Origin of the sequence: Mesorhizobium sp. M1338, assembly GCF_040318045.1 — a bacterium.
GTDB lineage: Bacteria > Pseudomonadota > Alphaproteobacteria > Rhizobiales > Rhizobiaceae > Mesorhizobium.
In genome coordinates this window covers 1-14,429 of sequence record NZ_JAMYLL010000014.1, presented here as the reverse complement: position 1 = coordinate 14,429, position 14,429 = coordinate 1, and the positions used below count along the sequence as shown (strand labels likewise).

27 protein-coding genes are annotated in these 14,429 nt (G+C 61.6%); all 27 read right to left on the bottom strand.

The window, feature by feature from the left end:
• Positions 1 to 49 precede the first annotated feature (49 nt).
• Positions 50 to 1,060 carry a DNA-directed RNA polymerase subunit alpha gene (locus NKH19_RS15270; RefSeq protein ID WP_352487615.1) on the bottom strand — a complete coding sequence of 337 codons (1,011 nt, stop codon included), beginning with the start codon at positions 1,058 to 1,060 and terminating at the stop codon, positions 50 to 52.
• A gap of 105 nt (positions 1,061 to 1,165) precedes the next feature.
• Positions 1,166 to 1,555: a 30S ribosomal protein S11 gene (gene rpsK / locus NKH19_RS15265; protein WP_006205444.1), complete on the bottom strand. Its 390-nt coding sequence runs from the start codon at positions 1,553 to 1,555 to the stop codon at positions 1,166 to 1,168.
• Between the two features lie 125 nt (positions 1,556 to 1,680).
• Positions 1,681 to 2,049 (bottom strand): 30S ribosomal protein S13, encoded by a 369-nt coding sequence (gene rpsM / locus NKH19_RS15260; protein WP_023757968.1) that lies wholly within the window; start codon positions 2,047 to 2,049, stop codon positions 1,681 to 1,683.
• Positions 2,050 to 2,257: 208 nt separating this feature from the next.
• Positions 2,258 to 2,854, bottom strand: a complete 597-nt coding sequence (locus tag NKH19_RS15255) for an adenylate kinase (protein WP_352868309.1) — start codon at positions 2,852 to 2,854, stop codon at positions 2,258 to 2,260.
• On the bottom strand, positions 2,851 to 4,191 hold the full coding sequence (gene secY / locus NKH19_RS15250) for a preprotein translocase subunit SecY (protein WP_352868307.1): 1,341 nt from the start codon (positions 4,189 to 4,191) through the stop codon (positions 2,851 to 2,853). Before secY ends, NKH19_RS15255 begins: the two co-directional genes overlap by 4 nt.
• A gap of 195 nt (positions 4,192 to 4,386) precedes the next feature.
• Positions 4,387 to 4,860 (bottom strand): 50S ribosomal protein L15, encoded by a 474-nt coding sequence (rplO, locus tag NKH19_RS15245; protein ID WP_027028844.1) that lies wholly within the window; start codon positions 4,858 to 4,860, stop codon positions 4,387 to 4,389.
• A 22-nt stretch (positions 4,861 to 4,882) separates the two neighbouring features.
• The gene (gene rpmD / locus NKH19_RS15240) at positions 4,883 to 5,080 is read right to left on the bottom strand and encodes a 50S ribosomal protein L30 (RefSeq protein ID WP_006205449.1); all 198 of its coding nucleotides are present in this window, start codon (positions 5,078 to 5,080) and stop codon (positions 4,883 to 4,885) included.
• Positions 5,081 to 5,104: 24 nt separating this feature from the next.
• Positions 5,105 to 5,668, bottom strand: coding sequence for a 30S ribosomal protein S5 (gene rpsE, locus NKH19_RS15235; protein WP_006333394.1), 564 nt, complete (start codon positions 5,666 to 5,668; stop codon positions 5,105 to 5,107).
• A gap of 132 nt (positions 5,669 to 5,800) precedes the next feature.
• Complete coding sequence (gene rplR / locus NKH19_RS15230) at positions 5,801 to 6,160, bottom strand: 50S ribosomal protein L18 (RefSeq protein WP_352633700.1); 360 nt, start codon at positions 6,158 to 6,160, stop codon at positions 5,801 to 5,803.
• A 193-nt stretch (positions 6,161 to 6,353) separates the two neighbouring features.
• Complete coding sequence (gene rplF, locus NKH19_RS15225) at positions 6,354 to 6,887, bottom strand: 50S ribosomal protein L6 (protein WP_013531432.1); 534 nt, start codon at positions 6,885 to 6,887, stop codon at positions 6,354 to 6,356.
• Positions 6,888 to 6,976: 89 nt separating this feature from the next.
• Positions 6,977 to 7,375 carry a 30S ribosomal protein S8 gene (rpsH, locus tag NKH19_RS15220; RefSeq protein ID WP_013531431.1) on the bottom strand — a complete coding sequence of 133 codons (399 nt, stop codon included), beginning with the start codon at positions 7,373 to 7,375 and terminating at the stop codon, positions 6,977 to 6,979.
• A 12-nt stretch (positions 7,376 to 7,387) separates the two neighbouring features.
• On the bottom strand, positions 7,388 to 7,693 hold the full coding sequence (gene rpsN, locus NKH19_RS15215; RefSeq protein WP_013895695.1) for a 30S ribosomal protein S14: 306 nt from the start codon (positions 7,691 to 7,693) through the stop codon (positions 7,388 to 7,390).
• Positions 7,694 to 7,720: 27 nt separating this feature from the next.
• Complete coding sequence (rplE, locus tag NKH19_RS15210) at positions 7,721 to 8,320, bottom strand: 50S ribosomal protein L5 (RefSeq protein ID WP_013531429.1); 600 nt, start codon at positions 8,318 to 8,320, stop codon at positions 7,721 to 7,723.
• Entirely contained in the window at positions 8,313 to 8,627 is a 315-nt protein-coding gene (rplX, locus tag NKH19_RS15205) for a 50S ribosomal protein L24 (RefSeq protein ID WP_013531428.1), read from the bottom strand. Before rplX ends, rplE begins: the two co-directional genes overlap by 8 nt.
• A gap of 12 nt (positions 8,628 to 8,639) precedes the next feature.
• The gene (rplN, locus tag NKH19_RS15200) at positions 8,640 to 9,008 is read right to left on the bottom strand and encodes a 50S ribosomal protein L14 (RefSeq protein WP_006205457.1); all 369 of its coding nucleotides are present in this window, start codon (positions 9,006 to 9,008) and stop codon (positions 8,640 to 8,642) included.
• Between the two features lie 83 nt (positions 9,009 to 9,091).
• The gene (rpsQ, locus tag NKH19_RS15195; protein ID WP_010909280.1) at positions 9,092 to 9,331 is read right to left on the bottom strand and encodes a 30S ribosomal protein S17; all 240 of its coding nucleotides are present in this window, start codon (positions 9,329 to 9,331) and stop codon (positions 9,092 to 9,094) included.
• An 11-nt stretch (positions 9,332 to 9,342) separates the two neighbouring features.
• The gene (gene rpmC / locus NKH19_RS15190) at positions 9,343 to 9,543 is read right to left on the bottom strand and encodes a 50S ribosomal protein L29 (RefSeq protein ID WP_006205459.1); all 201 of its coding nucleotides are present in this window, start codon (positions 9,541 to 9,543) and stop codon (positions 9,343 to 9,345) included.
• 13 nt (positions 9,544 to 9,556) lie between these two features.
• Positions 9,557 to 9,970, bottom strand: a complete 414-nt coding sequence (rplP, locus tag NKH19_RS15185) for a 50S ribosomal protein L16 (RefSeq protein ID WP_352868298.1) — start codon at positions 9,968 to 9,970, stop codon at positions 9,557 to 9,559.
• Positions 9,971 to 9,997: 27 nt separating this feature from the next.
• Positions 9,998 to 10,723, bottom strand: coding sequence for a 30S ribosomal protein S3 (gene rpsC / locus NKH19_RS15180; RefSeq protein WP_023672753.1), 726 nt, complete (start codon positions 10,721 to 10,723; stop codon positions 9,998 to 10,000).
• Positions 10,723 to 11,112, bottom strand: a complete 390-nt coding sequence (rplV, locus tag NKH19_RS15175) for a 50S ribosomal protein L22 (RefSeq protein WP_006205462.1) — start codon at positions 11,110 to 11,112, stop codon at positions 10,723 to 10,725. Before rplV ends, rpsC begins: the two co-directional genes overlap by 1 nt.
• Positions 11,113 to 11,114: 2 nt before the next feature.
• Positions 11,115 to 11,393 carry a 30S ribosomal protein S19 gene (gene rpsS / locus NKH19_RS15170; RefSeq protein ID WP_006205463.1) on the bottom strand — a complete coding sequence of 93 codons (279 nt, stop codon included), beginning with the start codon at positions 11,391 to 11,393 and terminating at the stop codon, positions 11,115 to 11,117.
• 16 nt (positions 11,394 to 11,409) lie between these two features.
• Positions 11,410 to 12,243, bottom strand: a complete 834-nt coding sequence (rplB, locus tag NKH19_RS15165; protein ID WP_027026960.1) for a 50S ribosomal protein L2 — start codon at positions 12,241 to 12,243, stop codon at positions 11,410 to 11,412.
• Positions 12,244 to 12,265: 22 nt separating this feature from the next.
• Positions 12,266 to 12,559, bottom strand: coding sequence for a 50S ribosomal protein L23 (locus tag NKH19_RS15160; RefSeq protein WP_023757976.1), 294 nt, complete (start codon positions 12,557 to 12,559; stop codon positions 12,266 to 12,268).
• Positions 12,556 to 13,176, bottom strand: a complete 621-nt coding sequence (gene rplD, locus NKH19_RS15155; protein ID WP_023757977.1) for a 50S ribosomal protein L4 — start codon at positions 13,174 to 13,176, stop codon at positions 12,556 to 12,558. Before rplD ends, NKH19_RS15160 begins: the two co-directional genes overlap by 4 nt.
• On the bottom strand, positions 13,176 to 13,898 hold the full coding sequence (rplC, locus tag NKH19_RS15150; protein WP_023757978.1) for a 50S ribosomal protein L3: 723 nt from the start codon (positions 13,896 to 13,898) through the stop codon (positions 13,176 to 13,178). Before rplC ends, rplD begins: the two co-directional genes overlap by 1 nt.
• A gap of 61 nt (positions 13,899 to 13,959) precedes the next feature.
• Entirely contained in the window at positions 13,960 to 14,268 is a 309-nt protein-coding gene (gene rpsJ, locus NKH19_RS15145; RefSeq protein ID WP_010909272.1) for a 30S ribosomal protein S10, read from the bottom strand.
• Positions 14,269 to 14,337: 69 nt separating this feature from the next.
• On the bottom strand, positions 14,338 to 14,429 hold a 92-nt coding region (locus NKH19_RS15140), incomplete at its 5' end, for an EF-Tu C-terminal domain-related protein (protein ID WP_023785181.1).

Sequence of the window (14,429 nt, the reverse complement as noted above, 5' to 3'; positions counted from 1 at the left end):
ATGACCGTCGGATCGAGCGGCCCACGCCGCCGATCCTTGGAATTCATGCTCAATATTGGTCTTCGTAACGCTTGGCGAGGTCTTCGATGTTTTCCGGCGGCCAGTCCGGCACTTCCATACCGAGGTGCAGGCCCATCGCCGCGAGGACTTCCTTGATCTCGTTCAGCGACTTGCGGCCGAAGTTCGGGGTGCGCAGCATCTCGGCTTCGGTCTTCTGGATCAGGTCGCCGATATAGACGATGTTGTCGTTCTTCAGGCAGTTGGCCGAACGCACCGAAAGCTCGAGCTCGTCGACCTTCTTGAGCAGCGCCGGGTTGAAGGCGAGCTCGGTGACGGCCTCGGTGGCGACTTCCTTCTGCGGCTCGTCGAAGTTGACGAACAGGCCGAGCTGGTCCTGCAGGATGCGGGCGGCGAAAGCCACCGCGTCCTCGCCGGTGATCGAACCGTCGGTCTCGATCGTCATGGTCAGCTTGTCATAGTCGAGAACCTGGCCCTCGCGGGTGTTCTCGACCTTGTAGGAAACCTTCTTGACCGGCGAATAGAGGCTGTCGACCGGGATGAGCCCGATCGGCGCGTCTTCGGCGCGGTTGCGGTCGGCCGGCACGTAACCCTTGCCGGTGTCGACGGTGAATTCCATGCGGATTTCCGCGCCCTCGTCCAGCGTGCAGATGACGTGGTCGGGGTTGAGGATCTCGACGTCGCCAACCGTCTGGATGTCGCCGGCAAGAACCGCACCGGGTCCCTGCTTGCGAACGACCATGCGCTTGGGGCCATCGCCTTCCATTCGGATGGCGATTTCCTTGATGTTCAAGACGATATCGGTGACGTCCTCGCGCACGCCGGCGATGGACGAGAATTCATGCAGAACGCCGTCGATCTGCACGGCGGTAACAGCCGCACCGCGCAGCGAAGACAGAAGCACGCGGCGCAGCGCGTTGCCCAGCGTCAGGCCAAAGCCACGCTCGAGCGGCTCGGCGACCAGCGTGGTCAGCGTCTTCTTCTTCGACGAGAACTCGATCTTGTTCGGCTTGATCAGTTCCTGCCAATTTTTCTGGATCATGATGCTTTCCTTCCGTTGACCCGCCACCATCCAATCGTGGCGGGCGACCTGGAATGCCGTGGAGGAGCGCCCCAAAGGGCGCTCGCGCGACGTTCGGTAAATTGCTTAGACGCGGCGCTTCTTGCGCGGGCGGCAGCCATTGTGCGGGATCGGCGTCACATCACGGATCGAGGTGATGGTGAAGCCAGCCGCCTGCAGGGCGCGCAGTGCCGATTCACGACCGGAGCCGGGTCCGCAGACCTCGACTTCGAGCATGCGCATGCCGTGTTCCTGGGCCTTCTTGGCAACATCCTCGGCAGCCATCTGGGCAGCGAACGGGGTCGACTTGCGCGAACCCTTGAAGCCCTGGGCACCGGCCGACGACCAGGCAATCGAATTGCCCTGCGCATCGGTGATGGTGATCATCGTGTTGTTGAAGGTCGAATTGACGTGGGCAACGCCCGACGAAATGTTCTTGCGTTCGCGACGGCGAACACGGGCGGCTTCCTTGGCCATGATGGTCCTTTCAGTTGATCTCTACACCGCCGTAATGCCAGCGGCTCCACCTGGAGAGCGAGTAGTGAGTAGGGAATAGCGAATAGGGATTCCTACCCGCTATTGGCTACTCGCTATTCGCTTAATTACTTCTTCTTGCCGGCGATCGACTTGGCCGGGCCCTTGCGGGTGCGCGCATTGGTATGCGTGCGCTGGCCGCGGACCGGCAGCGAGCGGCGGTGACGCAGGCCACGGTAGCAGCCGAGGTCCATGAGCCGCTTGATGTTCATCGAGACTTCGCGACGCAGGTCGCCCTCGACCTGATAATCGCGGTCGATCGCCTCGCGGATCTGCAGCACTTCCGCGTCGGTGAGCTGGTTGACGCGACGTTCGGCCGGGATGCCGACCTTGTCGACGATCTCCTGGGCGAACTTCTTGCCAATGCCGTGAATGTATTGAAGCGCAATGACGACGCGCTTGTTGGTCGGAATGTTGACGCCGGCTATACGAGCCATGTTCTTCTCTTCTCCATGTGGGCCGGCCAACCTTCAGAAAGGCGGGGTCCAGCGCTATCTTCAGTTGCCCCGCGTCCGGTGGAGGCCGGCCCATGCGGGAGTTTCCAGTTCAAAGCGGCTGCCTTGCCCTTGCGGACAAGCAAAGCCCATGCCTGATAGGAAGACGGGCCGCCATACCGCAGCGAACCGCTTCCGTCAAGTGCAATCGTTAATTCCCCCGCGCTGCGTCCTTGAGCACCGCTTCGATCTGCCCCGTCACCGCATCGATATCGGCCATGCCGTCGACGCTCCGGAGCTTGCCCTTGGCATAGTAGTAGCCAATCAGCGGCGACGTCTTCTTGTAGTACTCTCGCAGACGCTCCTCGAACACCGACGGATTGTCGTCCTTGCGAACAGGCAGACCGGCGGCCTGCGCCTCGTCGGCGCGCTTGACGATTCGACCGATCAGCGCCTTGTCGTCGACGACAAGCTCAATGACGGCGTCGAGGCCCTGGGAGCGATCCGAAAGCATCCGCTCGACCGCGTCGGCCTGCACCAGCGTCCGCGGATATCCGTCGAGGATGAACCCATTGGCGCAGTCGGCCTGATCGATACGCTCGGCGACGATCGCGTTGACGATGGCGTCGGACACCAGCTCACCGGCATCCATCACCGCCTTGGCGCGCTTGCCGACTTCGGTGCCAGCCTGGACGGCAGCACGCAGCATGTCGCCCGTCGAGAGCTGGGGTATGCCGTGTTTTTCTACCAGTCTTTGTGCTTGTGTCCCCTTGCCCGCTCCTGGCGGCCCAAGCAATATCAACCTCATCTGGCTTTCTTCCCCCCGCGCAGCTTCGACTTCTTGATCAGGCCTTCATACTGGTGCGCAATCAGGTGACCCTGAATCTGCGCAACCGTATCGAGCGTGACACTGACCACGATCAGAAGCGATGTGCCACCAAGGTAGAATGGTACGCCAGTCGCCGAGATCAGGAACTCCGGCAGCAGGCACACCAGCACCAGGTAGATGGCGCCGACGACGGTGATGCGGGTGAGAACGTAGTCGATATAATCGGCGGTGCGCTCGCCCGGACGATAGCCCGGGATGAAGCCGGAATGCTTCTTGAGCTGGTCGGCGGTGTCCTTCGGGTTGAAGACAATCGCTGTGTAGAAGAAGGCGAAGAACACGATCATCGCCGCGTAGAACGCCATGTAGAGCGGCTGGCCGTGGCCAAGCGAGGCCAGAACCGTGCTTGCCCAGGCCGGCATATTGGTCGTCTGCGAGAAGCCGGCGACGGTGGCCGGCAGCAGCAGCAGCGACGAGGCGAAGATCGGCGGAATGACGCCCGACGTGTTGAGCTTCAGCGGCAAATGCGAGGTATCGCCCTGGAACATGCGGTTGCCGACCTGGCGCTTCGGATACTGGATCAGCAAGCGGCGCTGGGCGCGCTCGAAGAACACGATCAAGGCGATGACGACGATGGCGAGCACGATGATCGCCAGGATCAGGCCGGTCGACAGGGCGCCGGTGCGGCCAAGCTCAAGCGTGCCTGAGATGGCATGCGGCAGGCCGGCGACGATGCCGGAGAAGATGATCAGCGAAATGCCGTTACCGATGCCGCGAGCGGTGATCTGCTCGCCGAGCCACATCAGGAACATCGTGCCGCCGACCAGCGTGACGACGGTCGAGATGCGGAAGAACATGCCGGGGTCGCTGACGATGCCGTTGCCGTTCTCCAGGCCCACCGAAATGCCATAGGCCTGAACCAGCGCAAGCAGCACCGTGCCGTAGCGCGTGTATTGGTTGATGACCTTGCGGCCCTGTTCGCCTTCCTTCTTCAGCGATTCCAGCGAAGGGATGACCGAGGTCATCAGCTGCATGATGATGGAGGCGGAGATGTAAGGCATGATGCCGAGCGCAAAGATCGCCATGCGCTGTACGGCGCCGCCGGCGAACATGTTGAACATGCCCAGCACGCCCTTGCTCTGCGAGGAGAAGGCCTGGGCGAAGGCTTCGGGATTGATGCCGGGAAGCGGAATATAGGTGCCGAGGCGATAGACCAGCAGCGCGCCGATCGTGAACCAGATGCGTTTCTTCAGATCCTCCGCCTTGGCGAAGGCCGAGAAATTCAGATTCGAGGCTAATTGTTCTGCAGCCGAAGCCATGCCTGATTCTCCGCTTGGTAACGCTTGATGGCCCTTGAGGTCAGGCGGTGCGTTTCACCGAAGCTCACGAGATAAGCTCCGGGCTCTAAACATGCAAGCGGCCGCGTCGACGCGGCCGCCTAAATTGCGCAGATCAAAGCGCAATCATGAGCAAAAAATGGATCCCACTCTTGCCGATCGCGCTTCAAATTGCCGTTACTCGGCAGCTGCCTTTTCCGGCAGTTTGACCGAGCCGCCAGCCTTCTCGATCTTCTCGATCGCGGCCTTGGAGGCGCCGGCAACGTCAAAGGCGAGCTTCGCCTTGATCTCGCCGTCCGAGAGGATGCGCACGCCGTCCTTGACGCGGCGGATAACGCCGGCGGCAACCAGCGATTCAGCCGTCACGGTCGCCTTGGCGTCGAGCTTCTTGGCGTCGATGGCCACCTGGATGCGGGCCAGCGACACGACGGTGAAGCTCTTGGCGAAGATGTTGTTGAAGCCACGCTTCGGCAGGCGCCGGTAGAGCGGCATCTGGCCACCCTCGAAGCCGTTGATGGCGACGCCGGAGCGCGCCTTCTGGCCCTTGACGCCGCGACCGCCGGTCTTGCCCGAGCCGGAGCCGATACCACGGCCGAGACGCTTCTTGGAGTGCGTCGCGCCGTCCTTGTCACGCAGATCGTTGAGTTTCATCTGAGTTCTCCTGCGCTCTGGCTCAGCCCTCGTCCACGACGCGGACGAGATGCTGGACGGCAGCGATCATGCCGCGCACGGAGGGCGTATCTTCCAGCGTGCGCTGCTTGTGCATCTTGTTGAGGCCGAGGCCGACCAGCGTCGCGCGCTGCTCCTTCGGGCGGCGGATCGGCGAACCGATCTGCTCAACGGTGATGGTCTTGGTTGCTTTCTTGGCCATGGTCAAAATCCCTGGTCAGATCGACTATTCTTCAGCCGCGACGGCGGTGCCGCGGCGGGCCTGAAGGGTCGAATACTTGATGCCGCGAGCAGCAGCCACATCCTTGGGATGCATCTGGCTCTTCAGCGCGTCGAAAGTGGCGCGAACCATGTTGTAGGGGTTCGACGAACCCATCGACTTGGCGACCACGTCATGCATGCCGAGCGTCTCGAAGACAGCGCGCATCGGGCCGCCGGCGATGATGCCGGTACCTTGCTTGGCAGCGCGCAGCAGCACGCGTCCGGCACCCCAGCGTCCTTCGACGTCGTGATGCAGCGTACGGCCCGAGCGCAGCGGCACGAAGATCATGTCGCGCTTGGCCGATTCAGTTGCCTTGCGGATGGCTTCCGGCACTTCGCGCGCCTTGCCGTGACCAAAGCCGACGCGGCCCTTCTGGTCGCCGACGACGACGAGTGCCGCAAAACCGAAGCGACGGCCGCCCTTGACGACCTTGGCGACGCGGTTGATGTGGACGAGCTTGTCCACCATGCCGTCGTCACGTTCTTCACGATCGCGGCCGCGGCCGCCATCCCTACGTTCCTGTGCCATATCCTGTTCCTTGTTTTTTTCCGGAAGCACGGTTGCTGATAAGATCCGGCGCCTCTGTGGGTCACCGGGGGCGAAAGTCATTCCCTTCGCATAATCTTTATCCGAAAAGTCTGCAACTTCTCGGGATCATGCTTAGAAGCTAAGACCGCCTTCGCGGGCAGCCTCGGCGAGCGCCTTGACGCGGCCGTGATAGATGTAGGCGCCGCGGTCGAAGACGACTTCCTTGACGCCGGCCTTGGTGGCGCGCTCGGCGATCAGCTTGCCGATCGCGGCGGCGGCGGCGGTATCGGCGCCGGTCTTGAGCGAACCCTTGAAGTCCTTCTCAAGCGTCGAAGCGGCAGCGATGGTGTGGCCCTTGGCGTCGTCGATGACCTGCACGTAGATGTTCTTCGACGTGCGGTGGACCGACAGACGAGGACGCTCACCGGCGACCTTCTTGATCTGGCGGCGGACGCGCTGCGCACGGCGCTGTGTGGATTCCTTGGTACCCATGATGGTCTTCCTTGCCTTCAAAAAACGGGGGCCGCCATATGCGGTAGGCGAAAGCGCCCCCCGCGACCGCTCCCCGCGGCGTTGATTTGCAGTGAATAGTGAATGGAAAAATGGTGAACGGTAGAAGCGGAGTGCCACCTGGCCCCTGCTCTATCCTACTGCCATTTCACCATTCACCATTCACCATTCACGACTACTTCTTCTTGCCTTCCTTGCGGACGATCTTCTCACCAGCATAGCGGACGCCCTTGCCCTTGTAGGGCTCGGGGCCACGATACTCGCGGATCTCGGCCGCAACCTGGCCGACCTGCTGCTTGTCGATGCCGGCCACGGTGATTTCAGTCGGCTTCGGCACGGTGATGGTGATGCCCTGCGGCGTCTCGTAGACGACGTCATGGCTGAAGCCAAGTGCCAGCTGCAGGTTCTTGCCCTGAAGTGCCGCGCGATAGCCGACGCCGGTGATCTCGAGCTTCTTTTCGAAACCGTCCTTGACGCCTTGCAGGATGTTGACGATCTGCGTGCGCGACATGCCCCACTTGGAGCGGGCGGTCTTGGTCTGGTCGCGCGGCTGAACAGCGATCTCGCTGCCTTCCATCTTGACCAGCACTTCGTCGTTCACCACGAACTTCAGCTCACCCTTGGGCCCCTTCGCCGTCACGGTCTGGCCGTTGACGGTCGCGGTCACGCCCTGCGGCAGCGAAACGGGTTTCTTACCAATACGAGACATTTTGTTGTCCTCGTCACTTCTCTTGTTTCAGGTCTCTGTCTTCGGGAACGATCCGAAGACCGGATTCCACTTTGCGGTCAGCTGCCAGATCAGAAGATCTGGCAGAGGATTTCACCGCCGACGTTCTGTTCACGTGCTTCGTGGTCGGCCATCACGCCCTTCGGTGTCGAAAGGATGGCGATGCCGAGGCCGTTGGCGACCTGCGGAATCGACTTGGCCGAAACATAGACGCGGCGGCCTGGCTTCGAGACGCGTGCGATTTCGCGCACGACCGGCGCGCCGTCGAAATACTTCAGCTCGATCTCGATTTCGGACTTGCCGTTGTCGAAGTCGGTCTGGCTGTAATCGCGGATATAGCCTTCAGCCTTCAGCACGTCGAGGACGCGGGTGCGCAGACGCGAGGCCGGCGTCGAAACGCTCGACTTCTTGCGGCCATACGCGTTGCGGATGCGGGTCAGCATATCGCCGAGAGGATCGCTCAATGACATGTTATGTCCTCCTTACCAGCTCGACTTGACCAGGCCCGGGATCTGGCCGTTGTTGCCGAGATCACGAAGCGCGATGCGCGATACTTTGAGCTTGCGATAGTAGGCACGCGGACGGCCGGTGACTTCGCAGCGGTTGCGGATGCGGATCTTGGCCGAGTTGCGCGGCATGGCGGCAAGCTTGAGCTGAGCGCGGAAGCGCTCTTCCATCGGCTTGGACTGATCCATGATGATCGCCTTGAGCGCAGCGCGCTTGGGACCGTACTGGTCGGCAAGTTTGCGGCGCCTGTTGTTCTTCTCGACTGAGCTGGTCTTTGCCATTTCAGATTTTTCCTTTTCTCGCTGCCGTTACTGGCGGAAGGGGAAGTTGAAGGCCTTGAGCAATGCCCTGGCTTCGTCGTCCGTCTTCGCAGTCGTACAAACGATGACGTCCATGCCCCAGATCTGATCAACCTTGTCGTAGTTGATCTCCGGGAACACGATGTGTTCCTTGATGCCCATGGCGTAGTTGCCACGGCCATCGAAGCTCTTCGGATTCAGTCCGCGGAAGTCGCGGACGCGCGGCAGTGCGATGTTCACGAGGCGGTCGAGGAACTCGTACATGCGTTCCTTGCGCAACGTGACCTTGGCGCCGATCGGCATCTTCTCGCGGACCTTGAAGCCGGCGATCGAATTGCGGGCGCGGGTGACGACGGCCTTCTGGCCGGCGATCATCGCCAGGTCTTCGGCCGCGATCGAAGGCTTCTTCGAATCGGCGGTCGCTTCGCCAACGCCCATGTTCAGCACGATCTTGTCGATGCGCGGAACCTGCATCTCGTTGTCGTAGCCGAACTGTTCCTGCAGCGCCTTGCGGATGGTCTCGTTGTAGACCTGCTTGAGGCGCGGCGTGTTCTGGGCCTTGGACTGTTTGCTTTCAGCCTTGGGCTTCGTGGTTTGAGCCTTAGCCATTGATGACTTCTCCCGAGCGCTTGGCGACGCGCACCTTCTTGCCGTCCTTCTGGAAGATGAAACCGACACGGGTCGGCTTGCCATCCTTGGGGTCGGCCAGCGCGATGTTCGACAGCTGGATCGGCGCTTCCTTGGTGATGATCCCGCCCTCTTGGGACTGGGACTGCTTCTGGTGACGACGGATCATGTTGACGCCGCGCACCAGCGCGGTGTCTTCCTTCGGCTGTACCGAGAGGACTTCGCCCGAACGGCCCTTGTCCTTGCCGGCCAGCACGACGACCTTGTCGCCTTTTCTAATCTTTTGCATTGGTCCGGCTCCTTACAGCACTTCAGGCGCGAGCGAGATGATCTTCATGTGGTTCTTGGCGCGGAGTTCGCGCGGAACCGGTCCGAAGATACGCGTGCCGATCGGCTCTTTCTTGTTGTCGACGAGAACGGCCGCGTTCTTGTCGAAACGGATCACGCTGCCGTCCGGGCGGCGGATGTCCTTGGCCGTGCGAACCACGACCGCCTTCATCACATCGCCCTTCTTCACGCGGCCGCGCGGGATGGCTTCCTTGATAGACACCACGATGATGTCGCCCACGGAAGCGTATTTCCGCTTCGAGCCGCCCAGCACCTTGATGCACATGACACGACGGGCGCCGGAATTATCCGCGACGTCGAGGTTTGTTTGCATCTGAATCATGACTGGCCGCCTTCTTCTTTTCTAACGGGATGGGCTCAAAGCCCCTCCCCGGTCTGTCCAAAATTCGTTGTTTACGCCCGAGGTCAGGCTTGGTCCGAAGACACGACGATCCAGCGCTTATCCTTGGAAATCGGCTTCGATTCCTGGATGAACACCTGATCGCCAACCTTGTGGGCGTTGTTCTCGTCGTGCGCCTTGTACTTCTTGGTCATGCGCACGGTCTTCTTCATCACGGGATGCGTGAAGCGCCGTTCGACCTTGACGACAACCGTCTTCTCGTTCTTGTCGCTGACGACGGTGCCCTGCAGAATGCGCTTTGGCATGGTTTTCGTCCTTAAGCCTTCTTAGCCGCGGACTTTTCCGCAGCGATGGTCTTGATACGCGCAATGTCCTTACGGACCTGTCTCACGCGCGCGGTCTTTTCAAGCTGGCCAGTGGCCTTCTGGAAGCGCAGGTTGAACTGCTCCTTCTTCAGGCTGGCCAGGTCGTCGGTCAGCTGGTCCTGGGTCTTGGTCCGGATGTCTTCGGCTTTCATGATCAGCCCGTCCTTATTCTGCGATGCGCTGCACGAAGCGCGTCTTGACCGAGAGCTTGGCCGCGCCGAGACGCAGTGCCTCACGGGCGATTTCTTCATTGACGCCGTCGATCTCGAACATGATGCGGCCCGGCTTGACGCGCGCCGCCCAGTAATCGACCGCGCCCTTGCCCTTGCCCATGCGGACTTCGGTCGGCTTCGAAGTGACCGGCACGTCCGGGAAAATACGGATCCAGACGCGACCAGCGCGCTTCATTTCACGCGTGATCGCGCGGCGGGCCGCCTCGATTTCACGCGCGGTAACGCGGTTCGGCTCAAGCGCCTTCAGCCCGAAACCACCGAAATCCAGATTGGTGCCGCCCTTTGCGGTACCATGGATACGGCCCTTGAACTGCTTGCGGAACTTTGTGCGCTTTGGCTGCAGCATCGTTCTAACTCCAAATTCCTAAATGTCTCAGGCGTTTTCGCGACGACGACCGCGTTCGCGATCACCACCACCGCCATGCGCAGCGTCACCCTCGGTCGCACGGCGCTCCGAAGCCATCGGGTCGTGCTCGAGGATCTCGCCCTTGAACACCCAGACCTTGACGCCGCAGATGCCATAAGCGGTGTGCGCTTCGGCAGTGCCGTAGTCGACGTCAGCACGAAGCGTATGCAGCGGCACGCGGCCTTCGCGATACCATTCCATGCGCGCAATCTCGGCGCCGCCGAGACGGCCGGCACAGTTGATGCGAATGCCTTCGGCACCGAGGCGCATGGCCGACTGAACGGCACGCTTCATGGCGCGGCGGAACGCGATACGACGCTCGAGCTGCTGGGCGATCGACTGGGCGACCAGGGTCGCGTCGATTTCCGGCTTGCGCACTTCAACGATGTTGAGGTGCGTCTCAGACTTCGTCATCTCCATCAGCTTCTTGCGAAGCTTCTCGATGTCGGCGCCCTTCTTGCCGATGATCAGACCCGGGCGCGCGGCATGGATGGTGACGCGGCACTTCTTGTGCGGACGCTCGATCACGACCTTCGAGATGGCAGCCTGCTTGAGCTCCTTCTCGAGATACTTGCGGATCTTGATGTCCTCATGCAGCAGCTTGCCGTACTCGCCGGTGTTCGCGAACCAGCGCGAATCCCAGGTGCGGTTGATGCCGAGGCGAAGACCGATCGGATTGACTTTCTGGCCCATTATGCGGCCTCCCCTTTTTCTTCGACTTCACGAACGACGATCGTGAGGTGCGAGAACGGCTTCTCGATACGGCTGGCGCGACCACGGCCACGGGCATGGAACCGCTTCATGACGATCGACTTGCCGACATAGGCTTCCGCCACGATCAGTGCATCGACATCCAGGTCGTGGTTGTTTTCCGCGTTGGCGATTGCCGATTCCAGCGTCTTCTTGACCGTGCCGGAAATCCGCTTGGCCGAGAATTCGAGATCGGAAAGCGCTGTCGCGACCTTCTTGCCGCGGATCAGCGCGGCAACCAGGTTCAGCTTCTGCGGGCTGATACGGATCGTGCGCAACACGGCGCGCGCTTCGTTATCAGCAAGCCTGCGCGGAGCTTTGGCCTTGCCCATGATTATTTCCTCTTCGCCTTCTTATCCGCGCCGTGACCGTAATAGGTCCGGGTCGGAGCGAATTCACCGAACTTGTGACCGACCATGTCCTCGTTCACCGAGACGGGAACATGCTTCTGGCCGTTGTAGACACCGAAGGTGAAGCCGACGAACTGCGGCAGGATGGTGGAGCGACGGCTCCACATCTTGATCACCTCATTGCGACCACCTTCACGAACCTTGTCCACCTTCTTGAGAAGGTAGCCGTCAATGAAGGGGCCTTTCCAAATCGAACGAGTCACTTGGCGTTACCTCTTCTTAGCTCTTGCGCTGATGGCGCGAGCGCAGGATGAACTTGTCGGTCGCCTTGTTGGACCGCGTCTTCTTGCCCTTGGTCGGCTTGCCCCAAGGCGAAACCGGATGGCGGCCACCCGATGTGCGGCCTTCGCCGCCGCCGTGCGGATGGTCGACCGGGTTCATGGTCACGCCGCGATTGTGCGGACGCTTGCCACGCCAGACCGTGCGACCGGCCTTGCCGTCATTGATGTTACCATGATCCGGATTGGACACGGCGCCGACAGTGGCCATGCAGGAGCCGTGAACGACACGCTGCTCGCCCGAGTTGAGGCGCAGGATCGCCATGCCCTGGTCACGACCGACCAGCTGGCCATAACCACCCGCCGAACGCGCGACCTGAGCGCCCTTACCCGGCTTCAGCTCGATGTTGTGGACGATGGTGCCGACCGGCATCGAAGCCAGCGGCATCGCATTGCCCGGCTTCACGTCGACCGCTTCGCCGGACACGATCTTGTCGCCGGGAGCCAGACGCTGCGGAGCGATGATGTAGGACAGCTCGCCATCGTCATACTTGATCAGCGCGATGAAGGCGGTGCGGTTCGGATCGTATTCGATGCGCTCGACCGTGCCGACGACGTCGAACTTACGGCGCTTGAAGTCGATGATGCGGTACGAACGCTTGTGACCACCGCCGATGAAGCGGGCGGTGATGCGGCCGTGGTTGTTGCGGCCGCCCGACTTGGTCAGGCCTTCGGTCAGACCCTTGACGGGCTTGCCCTTGTAGAGGCCCGAGCGGTCGACGATAACCAGCTGACGGGTGCTGGGCGTTACCGGGTTGAATTTTTTCAGTGCCATGTTTCTGTCCTCGCGGCCTTGCTCAGAGACCCGTCGCGACGTCGATCGACTGGCCATCTGCCAGCGTCACAATCGCCTTCTTGACGTCGCTCTGGCGGCCAACCGTGCCACGGAAGCGCTTGATCTTGCCCTTGCGGACAAGCGTGTTCACGGCCATCACCTTGACGCCGAACAGCGCTTCGACGGCGGCCTTGATTTCCGGCTTCGACGCCTTCTTGGCGACGTTGAAGACGACCTGGTTCTGCTCGGAGGCCATGGTCGACTTTTCAGTGATCGCCGGCGAGACGATCACGTCGTAGTGACGAAGGTCGGTCATTTGAAGCGCTCCTCGAGAGCCTCGACGGCGGCCTTCGAAAGGACCAGCGTGCCGCGGCGCAGAATGTCGTAGACGTTGATGCCCTGGATGGGCAGCACGTCGATGTTGGGGATGTTCGTCGCCGCCAGCTTGAAATTCTTGTCAAGCTCGGCACCGCCGATCAGCAGGGCGTTGGTCAGGCCCAGCGTCGCGAAATTCGCGATCAGCGCCTTCGTCTTGGCCTCGGTCAGCTTCAGCTCGTCGATGATGATGATCGACGCGCTCTTGGCTTTGGCCGAGAGAGCATGCTTGAGGCCGAGAGCGCGAACCTTCTTCGGCAGTTCGTGCTCGTGGCTGCGAACGACCGGGCCGTGGGCCTTGCCGCCGCCGCGGAACTGCGGAGCGCGTGCCGAATGGTGGCGGGCGCGGCCCGTACCCTTCTGCTTGTACATCTTGGCGCCGGTGCGCGCGATCTCGGCGCGGCCCTTGGCCTTGTGCGTGCCCTGCTGCTTCTTGGCGAGCTGCCAGCGCACGACGCGCTGCAGGATGTCCTCGCGCGGATCAAGGCCGAAAATCTCCTCGGAGAGTTTCACCTTGCCGGCGTCCTTGCCGCCAAGCGTTGTGATCTTGAGATCCATTATTCCGCTCCCTCTGTGGCCGGAGCCTCGTTCTTAGCAGCCGCCGCAACGGCGCGGATCGCGGCGGGCTTCGGCGCATTGGCCGGCAGTGCCACCTTGGCCGCATCGCGGACCAGGATCCAGGCGCCCTTCGATCCGGGAACCGCACCGCGGATCAGGATAAGGCCGCGGTCGGCGTCGGTCGAGACGATCTCGACATTCTGCGTGGTGACGCGGGTGTCGCCCATGTGGCCAGCCATATGCTTGCCCTTGAACACCTTGCCCGGGTCCTGGCGCTGGCCGGTCGAACCGTGCGTACGGTGCGAGACCGAGTTACCGTGCGTCGCACGGCCACCGCCCATGTGGTGGCGCTTGATGACGCCCTGGAAACCCTTGCCGATCGTCGTGCCCGTAACATCGACCTTCTGGCCGGCGACGAAGTGCTCGACGGTGATCTCGGCGCCGACATCGATCATGTTGTCGGCGGAGACGCGGAATTCGGCGACCTTCGCCTTCGGCTCGACGGAAGCGGTCGCGAAATGGCCGCGCATCGCCTTCGACGTGTTCTTCACCTTGGCAAGGCCAACGCCGAGCTGAACGGCGGTGTAGCCATTCTTCTCTTGCGTGCGCTGGGCCACGACCTGGCAGTTCTCCATCTGGAGAACGGTGACGGGAACATGTTCCCCGGCATCGTTGTAGATGCGGGTCATTCCCACCTTCTTTGCAATCACACCTGAACGCATCGGTTCAATTCCTTTAGAGTTCCGGGCCAGGGGCACCGCCCCTTACCGCGCTCTCATTCCCTTAGAGCTTGATCTCGACGTCGACGCCGGCGGCCAGATCGAGCTTCATCAAAGCATCGACCGTCTGCGGGGTCGGATCGACGATGTCGAGCAGACGCTTGTGCGTGCGCATCTCGAACTGCTCGCGGCTCTTCTTGTCGACGTGAGGCGACCGGTTGACCGTGAACTTTTCGATCCGCGTCGGCAGCGGAATGGGGCCGCGGACGTTGGCACCGGTGCGCTTGGCCGTCGACACGATTTCCTTCGTCGACGCGTCGAGCACGCGGTGGTCAAACGCCTTCAGGCGGATGCGGATATTCTGTCCGTTCATGCGTCACTTCCTTGTTCTGGCGCGGCGCGGGCAACTCCTGCGCCCGCGACAGATCGGTTTAAGTCCAAATTACTCTTTGATGGTGACGACGATGCCGGCACCGACGGTGCGGCCGCCTTCACGGATGGCGAAGCGCAGCTTCTCTTCCATGGCGATCGGCA

What these genes read in the sequence shown, in the direction of transcription:
- rplV (WP_006205462.1), bottom strand. Translation starts at nt 11,112, where the DNA reads ATGGGCAAGGCCAAAGCTCCGCGCAGGCTTGCTGATAACGAAGCGCGC.
- rplE (WP_013531429.1), bottom strand. Translation starts at nt 8,320, where the DNA reads ATGGCTAAGGCTCAAACCACGAAGCCCAAGGCTGAAAGCAAACAGTCC.
- rplC (WP_023757978.1), bottom strand. Translation starts at nt 13,898, where the DNA reads ATGCGTTCAGGTGTGATTGCAAAGAAGGTGGGAATGACCCGCATCTAC.
- rpsH (WP_013531431.1), bottom strand. Translation starts at nt 7,375, where the DNA reads ATGTCATTGAGCGATCCTCTCGGCGATATGCTGACCCGCATCCGCAAC.
- rplB (WP_027026960.1), bottom strand. Translation starts at nt 12,243, where the DNA reads ATGGCACTGAAAAAATTCAACCCGGTAACGCCCAGCACCCGTCAGCTG.
- rpmC (WP_006205459.1), bottom strand. Translation starts at nt 9,543, where the DNA reads ATGAAAGCCGAAGACATCCGGACCAAGACCCAGGACCAGCTGACCGAC.
- rplP (WP_352868298.1), bottom strand. Translation starts at nt 9,970, where the DNA reads ATGCTGCAGCCAAAGCGCACAAAGTTCCGCAAGCAGTTCAAGGGCCGT.
- rplD (WP_023757977.1), bottom strand. Translation starts at nt 13,176, where the DNA reads ATGGATCTCAAGATCACAACGCTTGGCGGCAAGGACGCCGGCAAGGTG.
- rplF (WP_013531432.1), bottom strand. Translation starts at nt 6,887, where the DNA reads ATGTCTCGTATTGGTAAGAAACCCGTTTCGCTGCCGCAGGGCGTGACC.
- secY (WP_352868307.1), bottom strand. Translation starts at nt 4,191, where the DNA reads ATGGCTTCGGCTGCAGAACAATTAGCCTCGAATCTGAATTTCTCGGCC.
- NKH19_RS15270 (WP_352487615.1), bottom strand. Translation starts at nt 1,060, where the DNA reads ATGATCCAGAAAAATTGGCAGGAACTGATCAAGCCGAACAAGATCGAG.
- rplX (WP_013531428.1), bottom strand. Translation starts at nt 8,627, where the DNA reads ATGCAAAAGATTAGAAAAGGCGACAAGGTCGTCGTGCTGGCCGGCAAG.
- rpsM (WP_023757968.1), bottom strand. Translation starts at nt 2,049, where the DNA reads ATGGCTCGTATAGCCGGCGTCAACATTCCGACCAACAAGCGCGTCGTC.
- rplN (WP_006205457.1), bottom strand. Translation starts at nt 9,008, where the DNA reads ATGATTCAGATGCAAACAAACCTCGACGTCGCGGATAATTCCGGCGCC.
- rpsJ (WP_010909272.1), bottom strand. Translation starts at nt 14,268, where the DNA reads ATGAACGGACAGAATATCCGCATCCGCCTGAAGGCGTTTGACCACCGC.
- NKH19_RS15160 (WP_023757976.1), bottom strand. Translation starts at nt 12,559, where the DNA reads ATGACCGACCTTCGTCACTACGACGTGATCGTCTCGCCGGCGATCACT.
- rpsE (WP_006333394.1), bottom strand. Translation starts at nt 5,668, where the DNA reads ATGGCACAGGAACGTAGGGATGGCGGCCGCGGCCGCGATCGTGAAGAA.
- NKH19_RS15255 (WP_352868309.1), bottom strand. Translation starts at nt 2,854, where the DNA reads ATGAGGTTGATATTGCTTGGGCCGCCAGGAGCGGGCAAGGGGACACAA.
- rpsC (WP_023672753.1), bottom strand. Translation starts at nt 10,723, where the DNA reads ATGGGCCAGAAAGTCAATCCGATCGGTCTTCGCCTCGGCATCAACCGC.
- rplR (WP_352633700.1), bottom strand. Translation starts at nt 6,160, where the DNA reads ATGGGTACCAAGGAATCCACACAGCGCCGTGCGCAGCGCGTCCGCCGC.
- rpsK (WP_006205444.1), bottom strand. Translation starts at nt 1,555, where the DNA reads ATGGCCAAGGAAGCCGCCCGTGTTCGCCGTCGCGAACGCAAGAACATT.
- rplO (WP_027028844.1), bottom strand. Translation starts at nt 4,860, where the DNA reads ATGAAACTCAACGATCTGCGTGACAAGGACGGCGCGACGCACTCCAAG.
- rpsN (WP_013895695.1), bottom strand. Translation starts at nt 7,693, where the DNA reads ATGGCAAAGACCAGCTCAGTCGAGAAGAACAACAGGCGCCGCAAACTT.
- rpsQ (WP_010909280.1), bottom strand. Translation starts at nt 9,331, where the DNA reads ATGCCAAAGCGCATTCTGCAGGGCACCGTCGTCAGCGACAAGAACGAG.
- rpmD (WP_006205449.1), bottom strand. Translation starts at nt 5,080, where the DNA reads ATGGCCAAGAAAGCAACCAAGACCATCACCGTTGAGCAGATCGGTTCG.